Source organism: Paraburkholderia sp. J94 (genome assembly GCF_905220285.1).
GTDB classification, from domain to species: domain Bacteria; phylum Pseudomonadota; class Gammaproteobacteria; order Burkholderiales; family Burkholderiaceae; genus Paraburkholderia; species Paraburkholderia tropica_A.
Genome location: NZ_CAJMZH010000005.1, coordinates 318,948 through 341,358 on the forward strand (window position 1 = coordinate 318,948; position 22,411 = coordinate 341,358).

Annotated in this window: 21 protein-coding genes and 1 pseudogene; 3 read left to right on the top strand and 19 right to left on the bottom strand. The window is 63.6% G+C overall.

From position 1 onward, the window contains the following. Positions 1-41: 41 nt before the first annotated feature. The 12 genes from U4Y88_RS12690 to U4Y88_RS12745 form a co-directional block, all read right to left on the bottom strand. The gene (locus tag U4Y88_RS12690) at positions 42-335 is read right to left on the bottom strand and encodes a YkgJ family cysteine cluster protein (RefSeq protein ID WP_321784281.1); all 294 of its coding nucleotides are present in this window, start codon (positions 333-335) and stop codon (positions 42-44) included. Between the two features lie 28 nt (positions 336-363). Beyond that, complete coding sequence (locus tag U4Y88_RS12695; RefSeq protein ID WP_321784283.1) at positions 364-1,356, bottom strand: hypothetical protein; 993 nt, start codon at positions 1,354-1,356, stop codon at positions 364-366. Between the two features lie 10 nt (positions 1,357-1,366). Beyond that, positions 1,367-2,011 (bottom strand): hypothetical protein, encoded by a 645-nt coding sequence (locus tag U4Y88_RS12700; RefSeq protein WP_321784285.1) that lies wholly within the window; start codon positions 2,009-2,011, stop codon positions 1,367-1,369. Positions 2,012-2,059: 48 nt separating this feature from the next. Continuing rightward, positions 2,060-3,664, bottom strand: coding sequence for a hypothetical protein (locus U4Y88_RS12705; RefSeq protein ID WP_321784287.1), 1,605 nt, complete (start codon positions 3,662-3,664; stop codon positions 2,060-2,062). Between the two features lie 113 nt (positions 3,665-3,777). Continuing rightward, positions 3,778-4,746, bottom strand: coding sequence for a helix-turn-helix transcriptional regulator (locus tag U4Y88_RS12710; protein WP_321784289.1), 969 nt, complete (start codon positions 4,744-4,746; stop codon positions 3,778-3,780). Between the two features lie 398 nt (positions 4,747-5,144). Next, positions 5,145-5,477 carry a hypothetical protein gene (locus U4Y88_RS12715; protein WP_321784291.1) on the bottom strand — a complete coding sequence of 111 codons (333 nt, stop codon included), beginning with the start codon at positions 5,475-5,477 and terminating at the stop codon, positions 5,145-5,147. A gap of 31 nt (positions 5,478-5,508) precedes the next feature. Further along, positions 5,509-5,835, bottom strand: a complete 327-nt coding sequence (locus U4Y88_RS12720; protein WP_224013550.1) for a hypothetical protein — start codon at positions 5,833-5,835, stop codon at positions 5,509-5,511. Then, complete coding sequence (locus U4Y88_RS12725) at positions 5,808-5,966, bottom strand: hypothetical protein (protein WP_224013551.1); 159 nt, start codon at positions 5,964-5,966, stop codon at positions 5,808-5,810. The genes U4Y88_RS12720 and U4Y88_RS12725 overlap by 28 nt, the downstream gene beginning before the upstream one ends. Positions 5,967-6,313: 347 nt before the next feature. Continuing rightward, the gene (locus tag U4Y88_RS12730) at positions 6,314-7,195 is read right to left on the bottom strand and encodes an NAD(P)H-binding protein (protein ID WP_321784293.1); all 882 of its coding nucleotides are present in this window, start codon (positions 7,193-7,195) and stop codon (positions 6,314-6,316) included. Between the two features lie 113 nt (positions 7,196-7,308). Continuing rightward, entirely contained in the window at positions 7,309-7,881 is a 573-nt protein-coding gene (locus tag U4Y88_RS12735) for a TetR/AcrR family transcriptional regulator (protein WP_321784295.1), read from the bottom strand. A 125-nt stretch (positions 7,882-8,006) separates the two neighbouring features. Continuing rightward, a complete protein-coding gene (locus U4Y88_RS12740) occupies positions 8,007-10,532 on the bottom strand; it encodes a response regulator (RefSeq protein WP_321784524.1) in 2,526 nt (841 codons plus the stop codon). Between the two features lie 17 nt (positions 10,533-10,549). Continuing rightward, positions 10,550-11,773 (bottom strand): hypothetical protein, encoded by a 1,224-nt coding sequence (locus U4Y88_RS12745; RefSeq protein ID WP_224013554.1) that lies wholly within the window; start codon positions 11,771-11,773, stop codon positions 10,550-10,552. 392 nt (positions 11,774-12,165) lie between these two features. Between U4Y88_RS12745 and U4Y88_RS12750 the strand changes: the two genes are divergently transcribed. After that, positions 12,166-12,675 carry a GNAT family protein gene (locus tag U4Y88_RS12750; RefSeq protein ID WP_321784297.1) on the top strand — a complete coding sequence of 170 codons (510 nt, stop codon included), beginning with the start codon at positions 12,166-12,168 and terminating at the stop codon, positions 12,673-12,675. A gap of 9 nt (positions 12,676-12,684) precedes the next feature. Here U4Y88_RS12750 and U4Y88_RS12755 read toward each other — a convergent pair. The 5 genes and pseudogenes from U4Y88_RS12755 to U4Y88_RS12775 all read right to left on the bottom strand — a co-directional run. Next, positions 12,685-12,916: pseudogene (locus U4Y88_RS12755) on the bottom strand (LysR family transcriptional regulator); the annotation flags it as partial. Between the two features lie 39 nt (positions 12,917-12,955). Continuing rightward, positions 12,956-14,143: a M20 aminoacylase family protein gene (locus U4Y88_RS12760; RefSeq protein WP_321784299.1), complete on the bottom strand. Its 1,188-nt coding sequence runs from the start codon at positions 14,141-14,143 to the stop codon at positions 12,956-12,958. Between the two features lie 75 nt (positions 14,144-14,218). Then, positions 14,219-15,553: a DUF3100 domain-containing protein gene (locus tag U4Y88_RS12765; protein ID WP_321784301.1), complete on the bottom strand. Its 1,335-nt coding sequence runs from the start codon at positions 15,551-15,553 to the stop codon at positions 14,219-14,221. 37 nt (positions 15,554-15,590) lie between these two features. Continuing rightward, a complete protein-coding gene (locus U4Y88_RS12770; protein ID WP_321784303.1) occupies positions 15,591-17,099 on the bottom strand; it encodes an aldehyde dehydrogenase family protein in 1,509 nt (502 codons plus the stop codon). A gap of 48 nt (positions 17,100-17,147) precedes the next feature. Continuing rightward, entirely contained in the window at positions 17,148-18,029 is an 882-nt protein-coding gene (locus U4Y88_RS12775; RefSeq protein ID WP_224013559.1) for an NAD(P)-dependent oxidoreductase, read from the bottom strand. Between the two features lie 162 nt (positions 18,030-18,191). Here U4Y88_RS12775 and U4Y88_RS12780 point away from each other — a divergent pair, with 162 nt between their 5' ends. Beyond that, positions 18,192-19,100, top strand: a complete 909-nt coding sequence (locus tag U4Y88_RS12780; RefSeq protein WP_224013560.1) for a LysR family transcriptional regulator — start codon at positions 18,192-18,194, stop codon at positions 19,098-19,100. A 4-nt stretch (positions 19,101-19,104) separates the two neighbouring features. Here U4Y88_RS12780 and U4Y88_RS12785 read toward each other — a convergent pair whose 3' ends face one another. Beyond that, entirely contained in the window at positions 19,105-20,316 is a 1,212-nt protein-coding gene (locus U4Y88_RS12785) for a phytanoyl-CoA dioxygenase family protein (RefSeq protein ID WP_415774430.1), read from the bottom strand. 106 nt (positions 20,317-20,422) lie between these two features. Between U4Y88_RS12785 and U4Y88_RS12790 the strand changes: the two genes are divergently transcribed. Further along, a complete protein-coding gene (locus U4Y88_RS12790) occupies positions 20,423-21,478 on the top strand; it encodes a LacI family DNA-binding transcriptional regulator (protein ID WP_321784305.1) in 1,056 nt (351 codons plus the stop codon). Here U4Y88_RS12790 and U4Y88_RS12795 read toward each other — a convergent pair. After that, positions 21,460-22,374 carry an ABC transporter ATP-binding protein gene (locus tag U4Y88_RS12795; RefSeq protein ID WP_321784307.1) on the bottom strand — a complete coding sequence of 305 codons (915 nt, stop codon included), beginning with the start codon at positions 22,372-22,374 and terminating at the stop codon, positions 21,460-21,462. The two genes, U4Y88_RS12790 and U4Y88_RS12795, sit on opposite strands and share 19 nt — an antisense overlap. Positions 22,375-22,411: the final 37 nt, after the last annotated feature.

Genomic DNA, 22,411 nt, shown 5'->3' on the forward strand with positions numbered 1-22,411 from the left:
GTTATCCGCGGCATTCATCCACGGCTGTTTTCCGCGCCATGTCAGGCCGCGTGCATTGCGGCGAGCGCGGCGCAGACTTCGAGGTTCATTTCCACGAACGTGTCCCAGCTATACAGATGGACATAGTGCGTGTCGTAGTGCAAATCCACGCGGCAAAACGCCGGCCGCGTGGCGTAAATCGAGCACGATTTTCCATCCGCATCGTAATGCCTGCAGACGCCGTCGCCACGGTCGAGATAGCGGCTTTGTTCCGCTTGATCGACATGCTGGCAACACAAGCCGCATTGGTTGCAGGGAAAGGCGCGGCGTGGGGCGCTGGCGTCTTGCTCGGACATGACTGGCGGATTCCGGTTGGCGTTTGACTCAGACCGCCAGCGCGGCGATGTCCTCGACCTGCTTCTCGGTCGACAGCACGAGATTGCCGTCCTTGTCGAGAATCGGCGTATCGATCATCGCCTTGAGCAACTGCGCGAATTTCACCGAGCGCAGCACCGTCTCGCGCGCTTCGACGGGGAACAGCGCGTAATTCTCGCTGTGCTCCTCGATGGCGCGGTTGAGATCGCGTACCGCGAGACGCAGATGCGAGCTGATTTTCGAGAACGTGCCATTCGCAAGCGACGATACGCGCTGGATCGATTCGAGTTTCGTGTGCATCAACGTGGCCGCATCGCGGAACGTCTTGGCTTGCTGAAGGTTGCTGCGCGCATTGTTCAGCGCTTCCTCACCCTTGTTGCCGACGATATGGCCAAGAATCGCCAGTGCCGGACCCACTGCCACGGCACCGAGAATCATGGTGCCGAGCGCCATGCCGCCGCCGCCCGCCGCGATCGAACCGCCGCCGAGCCATGCGAGCGTGGCATTCGTGGCGGCCGCGCCGCTCAGCGTCGAAATGGCCGTGCCCGTGCTGGCCGTGGCGAGCAGCATGGTGCCGTTATAGGCGCCGAACGCCACTGCCGCACCGCCGCCGATGCCCGATCCGAGACCCAGCCCCGAGCTTTTCAGCAGCGCGTAGTCGTTCTTCAGACCTTCGAGCGTAACCGTGGAAAAGTCGCCGAGATTGAGCTTTTCCAGTTCCGGCGAACGCAGCGTCTCCACATTCTTCAGTTTTCCGAATGCTTCGATGAATTCGGCGATCACGCCGTTGAAAGCACGCAGTTTGCGCGAGCCGTAGTCTTCGAGAACGGCATTGGTCGATTGGCGCTGCGTGTTCACGCGCGCGTTGGCGCGGTCGACGATCGACTTCGCGTCGTCGTTGATATCGCTCGCGTTGTTGTGATCGATCGCGCCGCTTACGCCCTTATAGGCGCCGTACAACGCCGTGCCCGCAGCAAATGCACCGAGAATAACGGGAACCATGCCTGCCTCCTTATTCGAGAATGATTGCGATGGTCTTCTGGGCTTCGCGATAGGTCAGTTCCGCGCGCGCCAGCAGATCGTCGAAAATATGATCTTCAATCTGATAGTGATGCTTGAATTCGTTGAGCACTTGCCACTCGATGCTCGACACGGCGCCGTCGGTCAGGGCCAGCATCATCAGTTCGAACAGCATCAGTTTGGGTACCGAGGGCAGAATCGACTTCTTTTCCTTCAGCTGATCGCGCAGTATTTCGAGCGCGGCGCTCGCGCGCGCGGCCGGGTCGTCGGCGGTTTGAAGGGGCAGTTTCTTGATTCGCGCGAGCAGCGAATACTCGATCGAATTCGCGCCCTGAGCCATCGCAGCGACTTGCTGAAACAGATTGCCCAGATTGCCCAGGTTGCCCAGGTTTCCCCAACTGCCTGACGCTGCCGGTTCCGCCTTATCTTCCGAAACCTGCAAGGCCAGATGCAGGTCCTCCAGCGCCAGCGTTTCGCGTTCGCCACGCTGAATCTTGATGTCCGAGAGATTGGTCGTCGAAGTAATCTCTTCTTTACGCTTGCCGCCCCAGAGAATGGGTTTGTCGCTCAGGCTCAGCAATTCGGCAACGCGCAGGAACAGCCGCTTATCATCATTGGAAAGCTGCTTCAGCAGCATGGTCTACTCCTCGTGCAATGCAAACAATAAACGATGTAATGGATGCGTTCACAGCCGCAGCGGTTCGTCGGAGGCCATGAAGCCGTCGAATTCCGCGAGCGTCGAAAACTGCAAATGTTTTCCCAGCAAGGTCGCATAGCGATTCACAGCCGCCGCCAGATCGTCGACCGATCCATGCCCTGCGCTCTCGACCACCACAAACAATGCCAGCGTCTCGCGATGCAATTGCGGCAGTTCGCGCTGCATGAAGCTGTCGAGCGCCGCCTGCTCTTGCGCAATACGCGCACGCGCTGCGGTCTCGAATGCCGTGATGCGCGCGAGATTGACGCGCGACGCGGCAGCGGCTCGCGCCGCGTCGAGTGCGCTTTGATAAAACATCGTCGACAACGTATAGCCCACCATGCCGCCAATCGCGGCGCCGACGAACGGAATGGGAATGGCGATCTGCCCGAGCGCGGCCATCATGCCGCTGGACAACATGCCCGCACCCTTCTCGCCCACTTCGATGAGCAATACCGTTTCGTCAATTTCGCCGCACACATAGCGCTTGACCGAGACGCCCAGCGACAGACACACGTTGACCGCCATCGCCGGCGCACTCGTTTTCGCCAATGCGCGCGCCATTTCCGAACTCGACTGCTGCAAGCCCGCCTTGATCGTCGCGCCGGCTGCCGCCGTGGCATAACCGAGCGCACCCGCCTTGGCCGTGTCCTTGCCCACTTCGACGGCGGCCTCGCGCCATGCCATTTCGCCTTGTGCCGCGGAGAACGCATTTTTCAGCAGCGAAATACAGCCGCCAATCACCGCGCCGCATTTCGCGCCATCCATACCCGCGCGATGGCTCGTGCGCGCGATATCGCGCAATGTCGCCAACTCGGGATGCTCGCGATAGAAAATGGCTTGCTTCGTCGTCAAACCACTGTCGCTGACGTTGTCGGCCAATTGATCGTAATTCGCCGCCTCACGACGCAATCTGGCCGCGATATCGGGCTTGCCATGCAGCTCTGCTTGCTGCGCGTTCTTGCGCAATTGCTCGGCTTGCTGCTGGCAGAATTCTTTTGCGCCCGCATATTGCTCGGATGGCAATTCGAGCTTCACGCCGCGATAGCGCGCGAACTTGCCGTCTTCGCCCGCAATGCGCTTGAATAGCTGATCGCGATCGCCGACGAATTTCATTTGCGCCTGCGATCCCTCGATCACCTGGCCGTCGAGAAGCTGCACACGGTCGACTACATTGTGATTCTTGCCGTATTGCGGCAGGTCGTCGGTACGCGACGTGCGCACCTTCGAACCGTTGATGATCGCCTCGGCGTTATCGTGACTGGTCGCCGCGACCTCGGCGGAAAAGCCTGCCTGCTGCTTGATATTCTTCGCCGCTTCAAGCGGATCGGCATTGACCTTGTGGCCCGCGATCTCCTTGAGGCCCTTGGCGAAAACCTGCCCCGTCTCCTGGTCGATCCCCGTGTAGCCCTTGATGTATTCCGCGTTCGCGCTGCCGAAGCGCTCGACCGTCTCGCGCGCCGACATGGCCACGCCCACACGGATGCTGTCTGCGTGGTTTGGGTCGTTCGTGCGCCGTGCGTTGCCGCTGGCGTCGTTGCCCGGTTGCGCGTCCCCGTCGGCCGTGGAAAACAACGAATCGTTCGAAGTCATGTTCGCTCTTGATAAAGACTGTCGATGGAACCGGTGCCCACTCGCGGCCGGTTCGGCTATCCCTGTTGTGTGGCTGAAAGCGATTGTCCCCAGTCACGCGACAAGATGTGTCGCTACGCGACGGGCTCCACCTCTTCGCGGCGGACGTCCCAGACCTTGTCGCCGAAACCGCGCAGCCACCAGTGCAATTGCGCCGTATCGGCGACCGTCGCGGTGATTTCATAACTGGCGCTAGATTCGTCGATCTGCTGATCCAGCGACAACGGCGATTCGCGCAAATGCAATCCTGCCTCTTTGTCGATCTGAAAGCGCAAGCGAATGCGTTTGCCATTGCCGAAACCAAAATGGCCATCGGCGTCGTATTGTTCGAGATCGAAATCGGCGGGACGCTCGAAGGTTCTCGTCGTGGCTTTCGCGGAGGCAATGCGGTGCAGCGCCAGAATGCGCTCCTCGTCGTAGCCTTCGTAGCGGCACACGAGATAAAGCCGTACGCCCTGTTGCGCGAGACCGAGCGGCATCACGCTGGCGCGTTTGCACTTGCCCGCGACGTTGCGATAGTCGATCTCCAGCCAGAGATTCGCGTAGAGCGCATTGCTCACGCTTTCGAACACGCCGTCCTCGATTTTCGGCGGCAAGAGCGGCTGCGTCGTGCTGACCACGCGCACCTTGTTCAGCCATTGCCGCGCGCGCAGATCCGGGCTGGCCGGACCCAGCTTGTCGCGTGCCTGTTGAAAGAAGCCGTGCATCGATTTCATGATGCCGCTGGGCAACAGATGGCGCAGGTGACTTTCCGCGAGCAACATCAGCAGCGCTTCCTGCTCGTTGAGCATCGGCAACGACAAGCCGCCCGATTGCTCCTTCCAGCGATAACCGTAGGGTTTGCTGCGCTCGTCGCGGTCGATGTCAAAATGCTCGCTGAGCTTGTCGAGCTGGCGCTGAATGGTGCGCAAATCGCGCTCGACGCCGGCGTGCTGAAGCTGCTCGTGCAATTCCACCGCGGTAATGCGGCGGTTGCGCGGAATGCGCCGCAGCAATTCGAGCGCGAGCCGCGTGGTTTCCAGGGTATCGGGACGCTTGGACATGAGATGGAGCGCAAGCGGGCAATCGACCGCAGCGCAATGGCATTGCCGTTGTTATCGTTGAGCGGTCGTGTGCGTGGCCCCGCCATAAGAGGCAACGCCGACGATATCGATCGAGGAATAGACGTGGGCCATGCTTTTTCAGTTTTATGAGGCGTGGTCAGGATCACGACACCGCCGCTGTGTCGTCTGTCCTTGTATTTATCGTCAGACCACGCAAAAACTTTACAGCGAGTTTAGCGAATACTCGTTGAATGACTTTTTCATTTATAGCAATGATTGATTCATAGAATGCGAATCAATCTTTTCTCGCGCGCGAAAACCCGTTAAACGCAAACGTTTGCCAATCGCGTTATGGTGTTTTAAATCGCGCCAATGAAAAGTGATGAGCCCGATGGGAATCAGGCGTGAAGAAAGAAATCGTCGACGATTTTGCGCGCGGCGCTATAGCCACCCATCAGCGCATCGACATCGCTGGCAAACGGGCGCCCGCCGCCCTCGCCGAATCTCAGCGGCGAAAACACCGAGACCACCTGGCCTCGCCAGGAAATAGTGACGACCGCCACATAGCCTGCGCGCTCCGGTGCATGGCGGACCGCCCCGATCATGACGTCGGACTCGACGGACACTTCGAACGTGTAGCCTTGATACTCGTAGTTGCGCAACATGGTCCACACCATCCAGCGGGCGAAAACAGGGTTGCGCCTGACCAGCGCATCGTCGACATGCAGCAATTTCGATTCCTGCTTGCGCCCGTCGGGCGATTCAGGCGCGAGCCGCGCAACGCCGCGAATTCTCCAGCCGATCGAGGCGTGCGAGCAGCGCTTTCGCCTGTTTCTCGATGTGTATCGGCAACAGCGGCAAGGCCAGCAAGGTGCGCACGCGCGCGCGCCAGTACTCCAGGCTGATCACCGCTCCGACCGCCGCCGCGCGGTCGTTCCCGGCCGTATGCTCCAGATGGCCGAGAATGTTCTGAATGTGCGCCAGATCTTTTTCTGCGAAGTCGTAGCCCACGATGCCCCCGTTTTCTGCGAGTCGTTGAACCCGCATCTCGATCAGGATCACTAACGACGCGCGCGCGTCCAGCGACACCAGTCATGGTGATCCAGATTGCGCAGCAGCTCGGCGCGACGGCGTTCGCGGCGATAGTGCGCCCGCGTGGACATCGCCACCATCGCCAGCAGGATTGCCCCGATAACCAGCCCGATCCAGGATTGCTCCATGTCCGCCTCCTCTGCTTCGCCGTCATCGTTGTGTACGCTCGCGCACACATCGCATTTACTTCTCGTACGCACCTCGGGCCGCGTTCCCGCCGTTATTTTCGCGGCCTAGAGATTTCATTCTAACTTTGTTAAATCCGTGTGGACGCGTTATGCGGTTTGGGATTTTCCCCAATATATGGAATGCAAACAGGCGTGAAGCCTCGTGTAGACAAGGGCCGCGAGCGCGCCATGACGGTAATTTGACTTTCGCGTGAACGATATAAGGCGGAGAAACCGTGCTGACGCCCGCTCGGCAACAAGCGGGCGAATATCACGTACCAGCACACACCAATGCGAATCCACCCACATCAACGCGAAAAAAGCTGACTATTGGCGCGCACGAAGTCTTCGACGGTTTGCGGCGCCTTGCCGGTCACGGTCTCGATAATGTGATCGGTGCCTTTAAACACACCATTGCGATAATCGACGGCGACTTCGAGGAAATGCTGGATAGCAAACTCCGGCAGATCGTAGCGTTGCAGATGCGCACGATATGCCTCCAGCGTGCCGGGGCGATAGACGATCTCCCGGCCGATCACCTCGCTGATCTTCTGCGCAATCTCGTGATGATCGAGTTCCACCGGCCCGCACAGCTCGTAGGCCTTGCCGATATGATCAGACGGTTGCGTGAGCACCGCCGTGATAAATCGCGCCTGATCCTCCGCCGCGATCGGCGCGTGACGCCCTTCGCCATACGGCAGCGTGATCTGGCCGTCCCTGACGATGGTGTCGCGCACCCACGGGAAAATCAGCCATTCCGAGAAGAAGGTCGGGCGAATATGGACCGTCGGCACGCCCGACCAGTCGAGCACGCGCTCGGCAATCCAGTGATCGCGCGCGGCGTGGCTTTTGGCGTTTTCGCGCGCGGAAATCTGCGACATTTCCACGACGACATCGAGACCGGCGCGGCGTGCGGCATCCGCGAAGTAGGCGGTGCCCTGAATGAAACCGGGACGCACGGGATAGCAGAGATACGCGCCCGACACGCCATCCGTCACGCGAATCAGGTCGTCGTGATCGAGCAGATCGCCCACCACGACTTCGGCGCCGGCTTCACGCAGCGCGGCGCTGCGCGCATCCTCGCCGTGGACCATTGCGCGAACTTCGTGGCCCGCCGCCAGCAGATTATTGACCGTGTACACGCCGGTTTTGCCGGTTGCGCCGGTAATCAGGTATTTACGCTTTTCCATGATGACTCTCCAGTTTGAGTGACTCCGACGAATCGACAATCGATCCGTTATCCTTAACAGTGCATATGCACACGTAAAGCCGAAAAAAACGAGGCGACGTGCGCCCCGCTTGTTCAAATCGTTTCAAGCTGCTGTTTGAGGGTGTCGAGCAGCAACGCGGAAGCGTCCGGGTCCGCGATCATGCGCGAGAGCGTCAAGCCGCCCACCATCGCCGAGAATGCAAACAGCGCGCGCGAGCGGTCCGCTTGTGCTTCCTCGCCGTCGCTACGGCTGGCGAGCAGATCGACAAGTTCGTTGAAGCCTCGCGCAGCCACGTCGCGCGTCGCGTCGTCGGCGCGGGCCAGTTCGCTGCCCATGCCCGCGAGCGGGCAGCCGCGCTCCGGCGCGTCGCGATGGCCGGTCGACAAATAGGCCTCGACCACGGCCTTGAATCCGTCCGCGCCTGCGCGCCCTTGCGCGGCGGCCGCCAGCGTCTCGACAATGCCGCTCAGGCCCGCCCCGCAAGCCTCCGCGACCAGTTGATCCTTCGAGTCGAAATGGCGGTAGAAGCCGCCGTGGGACAGGCCCGCTGCGCCCATCACGTCGGCGACACCGGTGGCGTGAATGCCATTTGCCCGGAATGCTTCGGCGGCGACCGCCACGATACGCTGGCGCGTTTCGGCGGTTTCGGCCCTCGATTTCCTCATGATGCGCCCTGCTCCGTGATTCGACGTTGTTTAGATGCTAGTCGTCATCTAAATCGAAGTCAAGGAACACGAGTGGTCAAACGAGGAGCACGCGATTCGTTGATGAAGTTAGCAAACAATCCATTTCACGCGTTCGACGCGCGGTCGAATTCGCGCATCGGCGAGACCGATTCGAAATAGGTTTCCAGCGCGTCCGCCGAGCGTTTGCCGAGCGCCGCGATCTGCTCGATCCAGTCGGGCTCCAGCGGCCATTGGCCGTCGACGATACGCGGATAGATCGTGCGCCCAAACGTATGCAGCGATTTCGCGCCGATATTGCCGCTCACGCCCAGCAGCCGGTGCAGCGCCGTATGCGCGGGCTCGGACTCCATCGAGCGCGCCCTGCGCACGAGTTCGTCGACGAGCACGCGAATCTGCGCCACGCCGTCGAGAAAGGTCTGGTCGATCAAGCCGAGTGCCGTCAATTCGCCCAGTTGCATTTCGTCGAGCAGTTCGCGCCCGCCCGGTTGCGCGCGATCGCGCGACTCCGCCACAGGCGCGGTCTTCGCGCCAAGCCGAGCAATCTGCGTGGATACCGACGCGCAGAGCACCGCCGCCTGAACCGGTTTCACCAGCACGTCGTCCATGCCCACGCTCAGGCATTCGCGAATCGCCTCCATGTCGGACTGCCCGGTGAGCGCGATGATCGGCACGTTCGCATAGGCGTCGGCGCGCGCGCGGATCGCCGCCGTGGTGTCGGGGCCGCCCATGCCGGGCATGTTCATGTCCATCACGATGGCGTCGATCACCGCGCCCGCGCGCAAGTGGTCCAGCACCGCGAGGCCGTGCTCGGCCTCGATCACGTGCGCGCCGCTGCGTTCCAGCCAGGCCTTCGCGATCGAGCGGCTATAGGTGTCGTCGTCGGCGACGAGAATCGACTTGCCCGACAGCCGCTCGACGCCGTGGCGCGCCACGCGCCGGTCGCCGCTCTCGAACAGCGCTTGCAGCGCGCCGATCAACTCCAGCACGCTGCCCGACCTGCCGAGCAGGACGTCCATGCCGGCGCGGCGCGCGAGCACCTGCGCCACGCCGCCCGGTTGCGGCGCAAACCCCGCGACGAGGATGTTCTGGATCGCCGGGATATTCGACGCGCGAATGCGCTCCGTGACCGCATAGCCGTCCAGCACCGGCATGTTCACGTCGATCAGCACGAGGTCGTCACGCTCGCCGCCGCGCTCGCGCAGCATGGCCAGCGCGAGTTGACCGTTATCGGCCTCGCTGACGAGCGCGCCCATGCCCGCGAGCACGCGGCGCGTTTTCGCACGCTGATACACGTCTTCGTCGACGAGCAGAATGCGCTTGCCTTCAAAAACAGGCCGTGCGCGATCGAGTATTTCGCGCTCGTATTCGGCCACTTCCCGATCGGGAATCGCCGGAAAACTCAGCGCGAATTCCGTGAATTGCCCGACTTCGGAACGGCACGCGATCGTGCCGCCGAATGCCTGCATCGCGCGCTGACAATACGCGAGACCGAGCCCCGTTCCCGCCGCATTACCCGACGTGCGAAACGGCTCGAACAAATGCGCGAGCATCTCGGGCGCCATGCCGGAACCCGTGTCGCGCACGGTGATGCTTTGCCGCTCGACCGTGAGCGTCAACGTGGACGAAGCGCGCGCCGCCATATGATGCAGCGCGTTTTTCATGAGGTTGAACAGAATGAACAGATAAACCGTTTCGTCGACCTTGAAGGTGAAATCTTCGCGCACGAGCAGTTTGACTTTGCCGCGTTCGTCGTCGTCGTCGAAACCGTATTCGTCGAGCGCCTTGCGCGTGGTGGCGGCCGCGCTCAGATACGCGAGCCGGTCCGAGCAAATGGGCTTGGCGCTCACTTCGTCGAGCGTCATGGCGATGATGCGCAGGCCGCGCTCGATCGAGGTTTTGCCCTGCGCGAGATGCCGGTACAGCGACGCCGCCTTGTCATGCGAAAGCACCGCCGGACGATTCGGCTCGGTGGCGGCGGGCAGATTTTCCTCGACGTTTTCGAGCACGTGTTTCAACTGGCTCAGCGGATTACGCATTTCATGCGCAATAGATCCCGCGAGCGCCTGCAATACGCGATTCTTTTCAACGAAAATCCGCCCAATGCTGATTGCATGGCTAAATGCCATGCTGCACAACATCACCACGGGCAGCAATGCGAGATCGGATTGATTGGCCGTGCTCAACACGATAGGCACCGGCGACGTGACGAATGCCGCCACCGAACTGGTTGCCACGCCCACGCCAATACAGGCCATCAGTAAAAGCGGACTGTCGATGCAGAGCGCCATGATAAAAATCATCATGACTTCCGTCATCATCCACATCGTCGAAAATCCATTACGGATAGCCAGAAACGTGCAGACGAACGGCAGAACGTAAATCAGGCAGGCGTGCCAGTAGAGCAGCAAATAGTGATTGAAGCGGCGCGGCCAGTACGCCTGGAAGATCAGCGGCACGCAAACGAGCGCCGCGCTTAGACGCAGGGTGAGATTATCGTAGGGCTGCGGCAGGACATAGGTCCAGACCACGTAATAGATGGGGTGGCACAGGAGGCCCAATATGCCTCCCCATCGGATAGCCAGCCGGCTACGTTCCAGCATCTCCCCCATGCGCTCGCGCGACATCACGATTGGGCCTCCGTTAATCGTTATGGTCCTACCAGTTCCGGCTTACCGTCATGGCGCATTTCCATTTCAATCGGCAAACCGTTCTTGCCGTGAAATGGACCGACTGAAAAACCGTATTTCTTTACCAATCCATGCGTATAGGATACGGACCACACAGGCGGACTGCCGATAATGAAATCGGACGCAATCCCCTCTTGCCACGCGGCATAACCTTCGGCGAAACAGGTATAGCAGTCGCGAGTGGACGGCAGCCGGAACGGGAATGCCGTGTCGAGCCCAACAGGGCCACGAGCAAAGCACTCAATATATAGCGTATGGCCACGCGAAGCGAGTTCCGCTTCAACGCTCGCCGCGCGCGGATGCGAATCGTCAATCCAGAACTGCGCGCGCTTGAGATCGGCCGCCGTCAAATACGGCACGCTGGTGCTGCTCGCGAGAATGGCGCCATCGAAATGTGGCAGCGGTGTGTCGGGGCTGAACGTATGCACCGAGACGCGCGTCTTGCCGAGCAGATCCGCCGCCAGCAATTCCTTCGCTTGCTCGTGCAGCAGATTCACCTTGTCGGGCAGGTCGATCAGGATGAGTTCCTTCGGCGCATCCTTGTAGGTCGCGTAGCGCGCGACCGTCGTGCCCAGTCGTCCGGCGGCGCCGAACAGCGCGAGCCGCGTCTTGCCGAAATCGAGCCCGACTTCATTGCAGCAGTGCATGGCCCACTCCTTGAGCATCGCCGCCGTGGCCGCGTGACCGGTGGTGATATGCGGCGGCTTGATCGGACGCGGCAGCGCGCCGTAATTGCACGCATACGGCGTAGACGCGCCCATCGCCACCATGTTCAGGCCCGCGCGCCGCGCCAGTTCGAGCGCCGGAAAAAATTGTGTCTCGCGAAAGCGCTTGATGCCGCGCGGACTGCCGAGCCACATTTCCAGCGGCACCGGACACGCGATGTTCGCGCCGATCATCTGCGATCCCGAATAGATCGGCGATGCAATGAAAGGCGGCGTACGCCACAACTCCTCCTCGAACGCCTCATTGCGCGTCTTGACGTTGTGGAATGAGAATGAAAGCGTCTCCCAGTCGGTGGCGTGAAAGAGAAAACCAATGCCGCCCTGACCGGCCGGCAGGTTGTCGCGAATCGATTCGGGATGAATCGTGCGTTTGAGTGCTAACGGCGCGTGGACATCGCCCAGGTTGACGTCGGCAAGCTTGAACTCCGCAGCGAGTTCGTGGTGATAAGTCGTGCTCATCTAATTTTCCTTGGGTTGAAGTTGCGCCGGACTTCGGCGCGGCATCGCCGGTCACGGATGACCGGCGATCCTTCAACTCTAGAGAAAACCCATAGCGCGTGGCCGTCTGTTCGGGCCCATGGGGCTCAAGCCATGCAAATCGAATCGCATAGCTGACGGTACTCGTCGGTTCGAATACCGGCTCCAATTCACCCACACTCATTTTTTATGCAATTTGGATTGCGCCGAGAAGGCCCGCAATTGACACCGCATTGCCGATTTATGTGCGATTTTTTATTGAACGCTGGGTGAATTTGCTATCTTTCGCTCCCCCGCTGCTTACTGCTGTCATAAGTGCGGTCATTACTGCGGTCATTACCGCGCCCCTTATTCCGTCCATTGCCCGGATTGCCATGAACGCCATACTGCTCAATCGCGTCACGCGCGCCGACGCGCCCGACCTGATCGCCGCGAATCTCGAAAGCCAGGCGCATCATCTGCCGTGGGTCGCGTCCTTCACGGATCAGGCGGGTTTCGACGCCTGGTTCGGGCGCGGCCTGAGCGGCCCGAACGTGAGCCTGATCGCGCGCGAATCGGCGAGCGGCGGGATTGTCGGCGTCATCAATCTCAACGAGATCGTCGCCGGGGTGTTTCAGAGCGCGTATCTGGGCTACTACGGCATGGCGCGTTTCGCGCGCCGGGGCTTGATGACCGAGGCGCTGCGCGCCGCCGTGGCGCACGCCTTCGACGACCTCGGCCTGCATCGGCTCGAAGCGAACATTCAGCCTGAAAACGTGGCGCCGATTGCACTGGTGCGGCGCGTAGGCTTCAGCAAGGAGGGGTTTTCGCCGCGCTATCTGCGCATCGGCGGCGTCTGGCGCGATCACGAACGCTGGGCGCTCGTCTCGGATCGCGAGGCGTGAGCGCGTGAATCACGCCTCGCGGAACAGGTGCTCGCACATGAAATCGACGAACACGCGCAGCTTCGGCATCCACTGCCGGTTCGACGGCCAGAGAATCGAAAACTGACCGGGCGCGATCGTGTGCTCGCGGCGACGAGCGAGCCGCCGATACCGAAGCCCGCGTTCACGGCTGCAACTTGCCCGTGGTCGGAAAGCGGTGGCGCACGCAACGATGCTGCGCCAGTTCCGCGAGCGTGCGCGGCCGCACCGTAAGCGGCGCGCACGTCAAGCAACGCCAACTTCAACCAAGAAACCGCTCGACCAGCCTCACGAAATAACTCGCACCCACCGGCAGCAGCGCATCGTTGAAGTCGTAACTCGCGTTGTGCAGCAGGCACGGACCCGCGCCATGCCCCACCGCGCGATGATCGCCGCTGCCATTGCCGATGAACGCATAGCAGCCCGGCTTCGCGCGCAGCATGAACGAGAAGTCCTCGGCGGCCATCGTCGGTTCGGCGGTGGCGTTCACGTGATCGTCGCCGACCAGTTCGCGCATCACCTCGACCGCCAGCGCGGTCTGCGCGGGATCGTTGATCGTCGCCGGATACTGGCGTTCGAAATCGACCTCGCTCTCGCAGTCGAATGCCGATGCGGTCGCCGCCACCACGGCCTTCATGCGCCGCTCGATCAGATCGAGCGTCTCGTCGGAGAACGTGCGCACGGTGCCGCCGAGCCACGCGTCGGTCGGCACTACGTTGAGCGCCTCGCCCGCGTGAATCTGCGTGACGGACAGCACCGCGCCGTCGATCGGATTGCGGTTGCGCGTGACGATACCCTGCAATGCGCTCAGCACCTGCCCCGCCGCGAACACGGGATCGCGGCCCAGATGCGGCATCGCCGCGTGGCAGCCCGCGCCGCGCAGCGTGATGCGAAAGAGGCTCGTCGACGCCATCAGCGCGCCCGGACGCACCGCGAAATCGCCCTCGGGAATGCCGGGCCAGTTGTGCAGTCCGAACACGGCATCGCACGGAAAGCGCTCGAACAGGCCGTCGTCGATCATCGCGCGCGCGCCGCCGCCCGCCTCTTCGGCGGGCTGGAAAATCACGTTCACGGTGCCGTCGAATGCGCCGTGCGCGGCCAGGTGCTGCGCCGCGCCGAGCAGCATCGCCGTGTGGCCGTCGTGGCCGCACGCGTGCATCGCGCCCGCCACGGTCGAGCGGTGCGCGAAGGTGTTCGCCTCCTGCACCGGCAGCGCGTCCATGTCGGCGCGCAGGCCGATGGCGCGGCCGCTCGTGCCGCGCGTGAGCGTGCCCACCACGCCCGTCTTGCCGACTTCGCGCGTGACCGCGAAGCCCCATTGTTCAAGCCGCTCGGCCACCAGCGCGGCGGTGCGCTGCACGTCGTAGCCGATCTCGGGATGAGCGTGAATATCGCGGCGGATCGCCTGGAGCGCACCAGCGTTCGCCTGAATGGAATCGATCAGTTTCATGCGGAAGGAATGCGGTAGAAAGCGCCGCGCGCCCGCCGCCGCATAAGGGCGGCGCGGGCGCGCAAGCGCGTGAGATCAGATGTGGAAAAGCTGGGCGACGAGCGTCGCGCCGATGAACGTCCCCGCGTTGGCGACGAACGACACCAGCACGATGCGCCAGCCGAGACGGCGGAACGCCGGAATGTCCTTGGCGATCGAAAGGCCCGCGAAGGCAAGCATCGGGGTCGTCACGCCGAGGAAGTCGTTGTGCGAGCTGAGCGCGGCGATCTGCGAACCCCACGGGCACCACGGCGAGGTCAGGAACATCGCCACCACCGAGACCCAGCAGACGGCCGGAATCTTGCTGCCGGTCGCGCGCGCCAGCGCCTCGCCGACGATCGTCGCGCCCACCATGATCGCGATGCCGGGCAGCCCGACCAGCGGCGTGGTGCCGTGGGCCATCCAGTCGCAGACGAGCGCCATCGCGGCGGTCACGACCCACGCGAGCAGCTTGCCGCGGTAGCCGAGCACGGGCGCTTCGGTCTGCACGTCGCCGAGCGACGGACGCGACGTGTCGTCCTGCGTCGAGGCCTTCGTGGTGCGCCCGATCAGCGGTTCGAGCACGCGATAGCCCCAGACGGCGAGCGGCAGCGAGATGAACAGCGTGAAATAGGTGCCGATGGTGGTCGTGATCAGATTGCTGGCCGCCGCGAACGCGAGCACCGACTTCGCGGTTTCGGCGTCCTGCTGCGCGGCGATCGCGCCCGACGCCGCCGCCATCATGCTGCCCGAGCCGACGCCCGAACCCATCGCCATCGCGAGCGGATCGAAGATGCCGAGGCTCGCGATGAAGCCCGCGAAGATCGCGATGAACACCGCGCCGAACACGGTGCCGGTCAGGTATTCGGCCAGCACGCCGCGCCCTTCGGCGGAATCCATGCCGTACTTCTCGCCGATGATCGCAAGGCTCGGCTCGCGGCCCACCGAGAAGGTCGCGCCGATCGCTTCGCGCTTGATGCCCAGCAGCAGCGCGAGCGGCAGACCGAGCAGAATCGTGCCGACGAAATGCCCGAACTCCTGGAACGCGAGCGCCCAGCCCGCCGCCGCGAGCTTCGGCAGCGCGCTGCCGACCATCAGCCCGAGCTTCGAGACGAACAGCAGCAGCGCCGGTTGCAGAATGGCCGCCGCGAGAAACTGATTCGACGTGTCGAGACGCGCGGCGCTTTTCCAGCGCTCGCTCGCAAGCCCGAGCGCCGCGCCCAGCAGCAGCGCCCAGATCATCGGCAGCAGCACGACCTTGCCGGGCCCGATCTTGAACGTGAACGAGCCGATTGCTTCCGCGATCAGCAGAATGCCCGCCGCGTACAGCATGACCTTGGCCGTGCCGCTGCCACCGGCGTGTTGCCGTTCGATCCCCATGGTGTGCTCCATCTCAGTCTCCTTCGTCCAGGCCGCTCACGCAACCGTATTACAGATAGCCGAATGCGGTCGGCGGCGCCTCGGCCGTCTCGACCCAGACGCTCTTGGTCTGCGTGTACTCGTACAGCGCCTCGACGCCGCTCGAACGGCCATAACCGCTCAGGCCGTAGCCGCCGAACGGCGACGCCACGTTGATCGTCTTGTAGCCGTTCACCCAGAAGGTGCCCGCGTTGACCTGCGCGGCCACGCGATGCGCGCGCGCCACGTCGGTCGTCCAGGCCGCGCCCGCGAGACCGAAGTCGGTGTCGTTGGCGATCGCCACGGCTTCTTCCTCGGTGTCGAACGGAATCGCCGCGACCACCGGCCCGAAAATCTCCGTGCGCGCCACGTCCATGTCGTTCGTCACGCCCGCCAGCACGGTCGGCGCGACGAAATAGCCGCCGTCGCCGCGCTCGGCCGAACCGGCTGCGAGCGTCGCGCCGTCCGCCACGCCGCGCGCGATCATCGACATCACGTGATCGTATTGCTTGCGATTATTGATCGGGCCGACTTCGGTCGCGTCGTCGAGCGGCGCGCCCACGCGGATCTGCTTCGCGCCCGACGCCACCATCGCGACGAATTCGTCATACACGGCGCGCTGCACCAGCAGACGCGAGCCCGCCACGCAGCTCTGGCCCGCGCCCGCGAAGATCGCGGCCTGCGCGGTGAGCGCGGCGCGCTTGAGGTCCGCATCCGCGAACACGATATTCGCCGATTTGCCGCCCAGTTCGAGCACGCAGGGCACCACGCGGCGCGCGGCCGCTTCGGCGATACGCGCGCCAGTCGCGGGCGAGCCGACGAACACGACCTTGCTGACCGTGCGATGCGCGATGGCCGCCTGGCCGACCGTGTGGCCGAAGCCCGCCAGCACGTTCACGAGACCGCGCGGCAGACCCGCCTGCTCGGCGATGCTTGCGAGCGCGAGCGAGGTGAACGGCGTCAGTTCCGAGGGCTTGAGCAGCACGCCGTTACCCATCGCGATAGCGGGCGCGACCTGCCAGCCGCAGGTGAACACGGGCGCGTTCCAGGGCGTGATCTGCAGCACCACGCCCGCCGGTTCGCGGCGCGTGTAGTTGAGGTGCGAAGTCGGCACCGGAATCACGCTGCCGTAGAACTTGTCGGTCCAGCCTGCGTAGTACTCGAACATCTCCGCGACCTTGGCGACTTCGCCGCGGCAATCGCGGATCGGCTTGCCCGAGCCCAGCGATTCGAGCCGCGCCATCGGTTCCACCTGGGCGCGGATCGCACGCGCGACGTCGTGCATCACGCGTCCGCGCGCCATGTGCGTGAGCGCCCACCATTCGCGCTGCGCGCGGCGCGCGCTCGACGCGGCGTGATCGACCAGCGCCGCGCCCGCGTCGCGATACGCGAGCGAGGCGAGGCCGGTGGCCGCATCGTAAAGCTGAACCGGTTCGCCCTGGCCTTCGACCAGTTCACCGTCGATATACGAGCCGAGCGTCGTCGCGCCGGGGAAGAAGTGCGCGAACGCGGCGAGCAAGAGGTCTGCGTGCTGGGTCATGTGCGTGATTCCGTGCTGAAGTAGGTACGTAGTAACGATGCGGCGCGCTCAGTCCTGCGCGACCGTTTCGACGAATTCGACGATGCGGTTGAAATCCTCCGCGTCGCCGATCGACGCCGCGCTTTCGGCCCACAGGCGGCCCGCTTCGCGCGCGATCGGCGCATGGCTGTCCATCTTGTCGAGCAGCGCCATCGCGAGGCGCACGTCCTTGCGCATGAGCTTCATCGTGAAGCCGGAATCGAACGCGCCGTTGAAAATCCACGTCGGGTAGTTCGTGAGCGTCGCGCTGTTGCGGCCCGAGCCGCCGTTGAGCGCGTCGACGAGCTTCTCGGGATCGACGCCCGCCGCGCGCGCCGTGCGCACAGCTTCGCTCGCGACCAGCAGATGCACGCCCGTCAGCAGGTTGTTGAGCAGCTTGGTCACGTGACCCGCGCCGACCGGCCCGACGTGCACGCGCTTCGCGCTGATGGTTTCGAGGATCGGCGTGACGGCTTCGATATGCGCGTCCGCGCCGCCGAGCACCATCGTCATGGTCGCGGTGGCCGCGCCCTTCGGGCCGCCGCTCACGGGGCCGTCGATGAAGCCGATCTCGCGCCCGGCCAATTCGGCCGCCACGCGGCGCGTGCTGTCCGGGTCGGCCGTCGTCGTGTCGATCACGATCGTGCCGGGGCGCGCATTCGCGAGCACGCCGTCTGCGCCGAGCACCACTTGTTCGACGATGGCCGAAGTGGGCAGCGAGAGCAGCAGCACGTCGGCGTCGCGGGCAATATCGGCGATCGATTCGCGCGCGCTCACCACGCCTTGCTCCGCCAGCGCGGCCGCGACGCCCGGCGCCGCGTCGTAACCCAGCACGTCGAAGCCGCCGCGTTGCAGCGAACCGGCCATGCCGCGGCCCATATTACCCAGACCAATCACGCCTACCGTTTTCATGCGCGTCTCCAGAAAAACCCTTGGTTTGCCCGGCGGCAAAGGCCCGCCAGCGCTCGATTGATCTCATGTTCGGCGACACGAGCCGTATAATCAATCTCATCCAATATTGAATTTGTTCTAATTTTTAGAACACTCCGCCGACACCTCACTCCAGGCACGACGATGAGCGACACCCTGACCGACAGCCGAATCGTCTATTTTTACGAGGCCGTGCGCTGCGGCACGATCCGCGCGGCCGCCGACTGGCTGGACGTTGCGCCGTCCGCCGTGAGCCGCCAGATCGGCCTGCTGGAACAGGAACTCGACGCCGCGCTGATCGAGCGCCACGCGCGCGGCGTCACGCCCACCGAGGCCGGGCGCTGCGTGATCGAATATTTCCGCGAGCAGCTCGCGCACCGCGACGACCTGCTCTCGCGGCTCGAAGAATTGCGCGGCATGAAGACGGGGCAAGTGAACGTGGTGCTCGGCGAAGGCTTCGTCTCCGACGTGCTCGCCGGGCCGATGCAGCAGTTCTGCCGCCAGTTTCCGGGCATCCGCGTGAATCTCGACGTGGGCGGCACGAACGACGTGATCCGCAAGATTTCGAACGACGAAGGCGAGATCGGCCTCGTCTACAATCCGCCGACCGAGCCCAAGCTCGTCTCGCGCGCCTCGAAGCGGCAGCCGATGATGGCGATCGTCGGCCCGGCGTTTCCGCGCCGCACGCACAAGGTGTTGACGGTGCAGCAGCTCACGGCGTATCCGCTGGCCGCCACGCATCCGTCCTATGGCACGCGGCAAATGCTCGAAGCCGTGGAGTACGCGGAACGCGTCAAGCTCGCGCCCACCGTCACCACCAATTCGTTCGCCATCCTGAAGGAATTCGTGCGCTCGGGTCTGGGTATCGCGGTGATGCCGTCATTCGCGGTGGCCGCCGAATTGCAGGCGAAGGAACTCTACGCGATCGATATCGCGCATCCGATTCTGGAGAACGCCGAAGCGCATCTGGTCACGCGCGTGGGCCGCAAGCTCTCGGTCGCCGCGAACAAGATGCTGCAATTGATGACGGCGCAGATGCGGGCGTTTCGTTGACGCGTTATTGCTCTGATGCGCCGCGTTTCGCGTCGTAAGCGCGCAATGCGTCATGAAGCGCGGCATCGGTCCAGTTTTCCTGAAGTGCCTGTCGGACGATCGCCTGCTGGCTCGGCGGCGCGAGTCCGCCCAAAGGCGGATCGCGGTCGAGATCGGTGGGAAACGGATAGCCCTCGGCGCACGACGCAATCACCGCTTCGATTTCCGCCGACGACAACGCGCCGCTCGCGCGCGCCTCGCGCAACACCGGAAACACCGCCTCGCTCATGCGCCGCCGGTTCAAGGTTTCCATCGCGCGCCCGAACGGCGACGACACCTGCAACAGATTCGCCATGCGCTGCACGTCGGCGGTATGGTTTGCGCCCGCCGCGTGAAAGAGCGCCGGATTGAAAAACAGCGCGTCGCCTTTCGCGAGCGGCAATTGCACGCAATGCGCCTCGAAATACGCGCGAAAATCCTCGCGCCGCCACGCGACGTAACCGGGCGCATAACGCTGCGAAAACGGCAGCAGTTTGGTCGGCCCGCTTTCGACCGGCATGTCGCTGTGCGCGACCGCGCCCTGTAACGTGAGATACGCCGACATGCGATGGACATGCGCGGGATAGCGCTGCGCCGCGTCCACGCTCAGAAAGCCGAGGTGATAGTCGCGATGCGCGCGCTGCGCCTCGCCGCCGGGCCGCACGACGTTGACCTGCGAAGTCATCTGATAGCACGGACCGAGCCACGCTTCGGCGGCCGCCGCGAGCATCGGATTGGCGAAATAGCGAGCGAATACGTCGGGCGCGCGCACGCAGAGTTTTTCCTGCGCGTTCCAGATGCGGTCGTTCGCGCCCGCCTTCGCGAAGTGATCGCCCGCGCCACCGCCCTGTGCGCGTTCGCTGGCGATGATGGATTCGAACACGGCGGTCGCGGCGTCGACGGGCTCAAGGTCGGCATACGCGCCGCGCAGCACGAAGACGCCCGCGCCCTCGTCGAGCACGCTCGCCCACTCCGCCAGCAGCGCGGCGCGGCGGTCCGGATCGGCAAGAATTTCTGCCAGCGCGGCGCAATCGTAAAGCGGAATCTTCTGCTGAATCTCGCTCGCGTGGCGCGTCGCGTTCGCGCCTTGCGGCGCTTGCTCGATCAGCGCGGCAAAGTCCTCCAGCGAACACGCCTGCTCCGTGTACGCGCTCGCCGCGCGCGCGGCCTCGGCCATTTCGATGCCTCGATGATTCATCGCGTCTCCTGCGGTTTTTATCGTGCTGAAATCCAGCATAGCGGCTCGCAGCGGCGCTGGGCTATCATGAATCCATCAAAAAACCATCAAGGCCGAGGTGAGGTTCGTGGCGCACCGCTTTCTGGTCAAGGAGATCGCGCTTCAAGCCGGCGTGGGCCCGGCAACCGTCGACCGCGTGCTCAACGGGCGCGCGCACGTGCGCGAACACACGCGGCGGCGCGTCGAGCAGGCCATTCGCGAGCTTGAAGATCAGCAATTGCAGATGGCTCGCACGGGCCGCAAGCTCGTCGTCGATGTGGTGGTGGAAGCGCCGTCGCGTTTCGCGCACGAAATCCGCGACGCGCTCGATGCCGAATTGCCCGGTCTGCAACCCGCCGTGTTCCGGCCGCGTTTCGATCTGCGCGAGACGATCGGCACCGGCGAACTTGTGGCGACGCTCGAAGCCATCGCGCGGCGCGGCAGCCACGGCGTGCTGCTCAAGGCGCGCAACGTGCCCGCCATTGCCACCGCCATCGGCGATCTGCAACAGCGCGGCATTCCGGTCATCACGCTATTCACCGATCTGCCGGACTCGGGCCGCGTGGCTTATGCGGGTCTGGACAATCGCGTGGCGGGCGCGACGGCCGCGTATCTGATCGGACAGTGGACGCGCGCGCAGCCGGGCCGCGTGCTCGTCACGATGAGCGACGAACGTTTTCGCGGCGAAGAGGAGCGCGAAATCAGCTTCCGTCACGCGCTGCACGCGCGCTATCCGCATCTGAGCATCGTCGATGCGAGCGGCGGCCACGGACTCGACGCGCCCACCGAAGCACGCGTGCACGCGGCGCTCGCTCAGCACGGCGAGATCGCCGCCGTCTATTCGATGGGCGGCGGCAATCCCGCGATCCTGCGCGCGCTCGCGCAGCGGCAAGCGCGGCCCGTCTGCTTCGTCGGCCACGATCTCGACCGCGACAACGTGCGTCTGCTGCGCGAGGGCCAGATTCACGCTGTCCTGCATCACGAATTGCGCCAGGACCTGCGCTCGGCCTGCCATCACGTCATGGCCTTCCACAAGCTGCTGCCGGTGTCGGCCGTGTCGTCTTCGTCGTCGGTGGTCGTGGTGACGCCGGAAAACATTCCGGCGTCGGTCATCGCCCGACTCGGTTATTCAACCGAGTCGTGAATATCGGTGAGACGGATCATGTGCGGCTTCACGCTCGCGTCGTCGTCGGATTCGGCTTGCGCGGGCGGATGAATCAGCGCGTCGAGCCGCGCGCGCGTCGCGAGAAATTCCGGCGAGTTGAACTGCGCATAGCTGCGCGGACGCGGCACCGGCACTTCGATCAGCTCCTGCACTTCGCCGGGATTCGCCTTGAGCACCAGAATGCGGTCGGCGAGGAAGATCGCTTCGTCGAGATCGTGCGTGATGAAGAAAATCGTGATGTCGACATTGCGCCAGATATCGAGCAGATGCGCCTGCATTTTGGCGCGCGTCTGCGCGTCGAGCGCGCCGAACGGCTCGTCCATCAGCAGAATGCCGGGGCGGTTGGCGAGCGCGCGCGCAATCGCCACACGCTGCTTCATGCCGCCCGAAAGCTGATGCGGATACGCATTGGCGAACTTCTCCAGCCCCACCAGATCGAGCCATTGCAGCGCTTCGCGCTCGGCCTGCGCCGCGCCCTGCCCGTTCATACGGAGTCCGAACATCACGTTCTTCTTCACCGTGAGCCACGGAAACAACGTGTAGCCCTGAAACACCATGCCGCGATCGGCGCCGGGTCCGCGCACGGCCTTGCCGTTCACGCGCACTTCGCCCGAGGTCTGCGTTTCGAGGCCCGCGAGCATGCGGATCAGCGTGGACTTTCCGCAGCCCGACGGCCCGATCACGCAGACGAATTCGCGCCGGTGCGTGGTGAAGCTGACGTTGGACAGCGCCGTATGCTCGCCTTGCGGCGTCGAAAAGCGCTTGGTGAGATTGCGCACTTCGAGAATCGGCTCGCGGGCTTTGAGGCGCGCGAAGCGCTCGCGCACGGCCTCGGACTGGAGGAGATAGTCGGGAACGGGCTGCGGATTGAACATGGCGGCGTCCTGTGATGTGAAAGCGTGATGCGTGCGC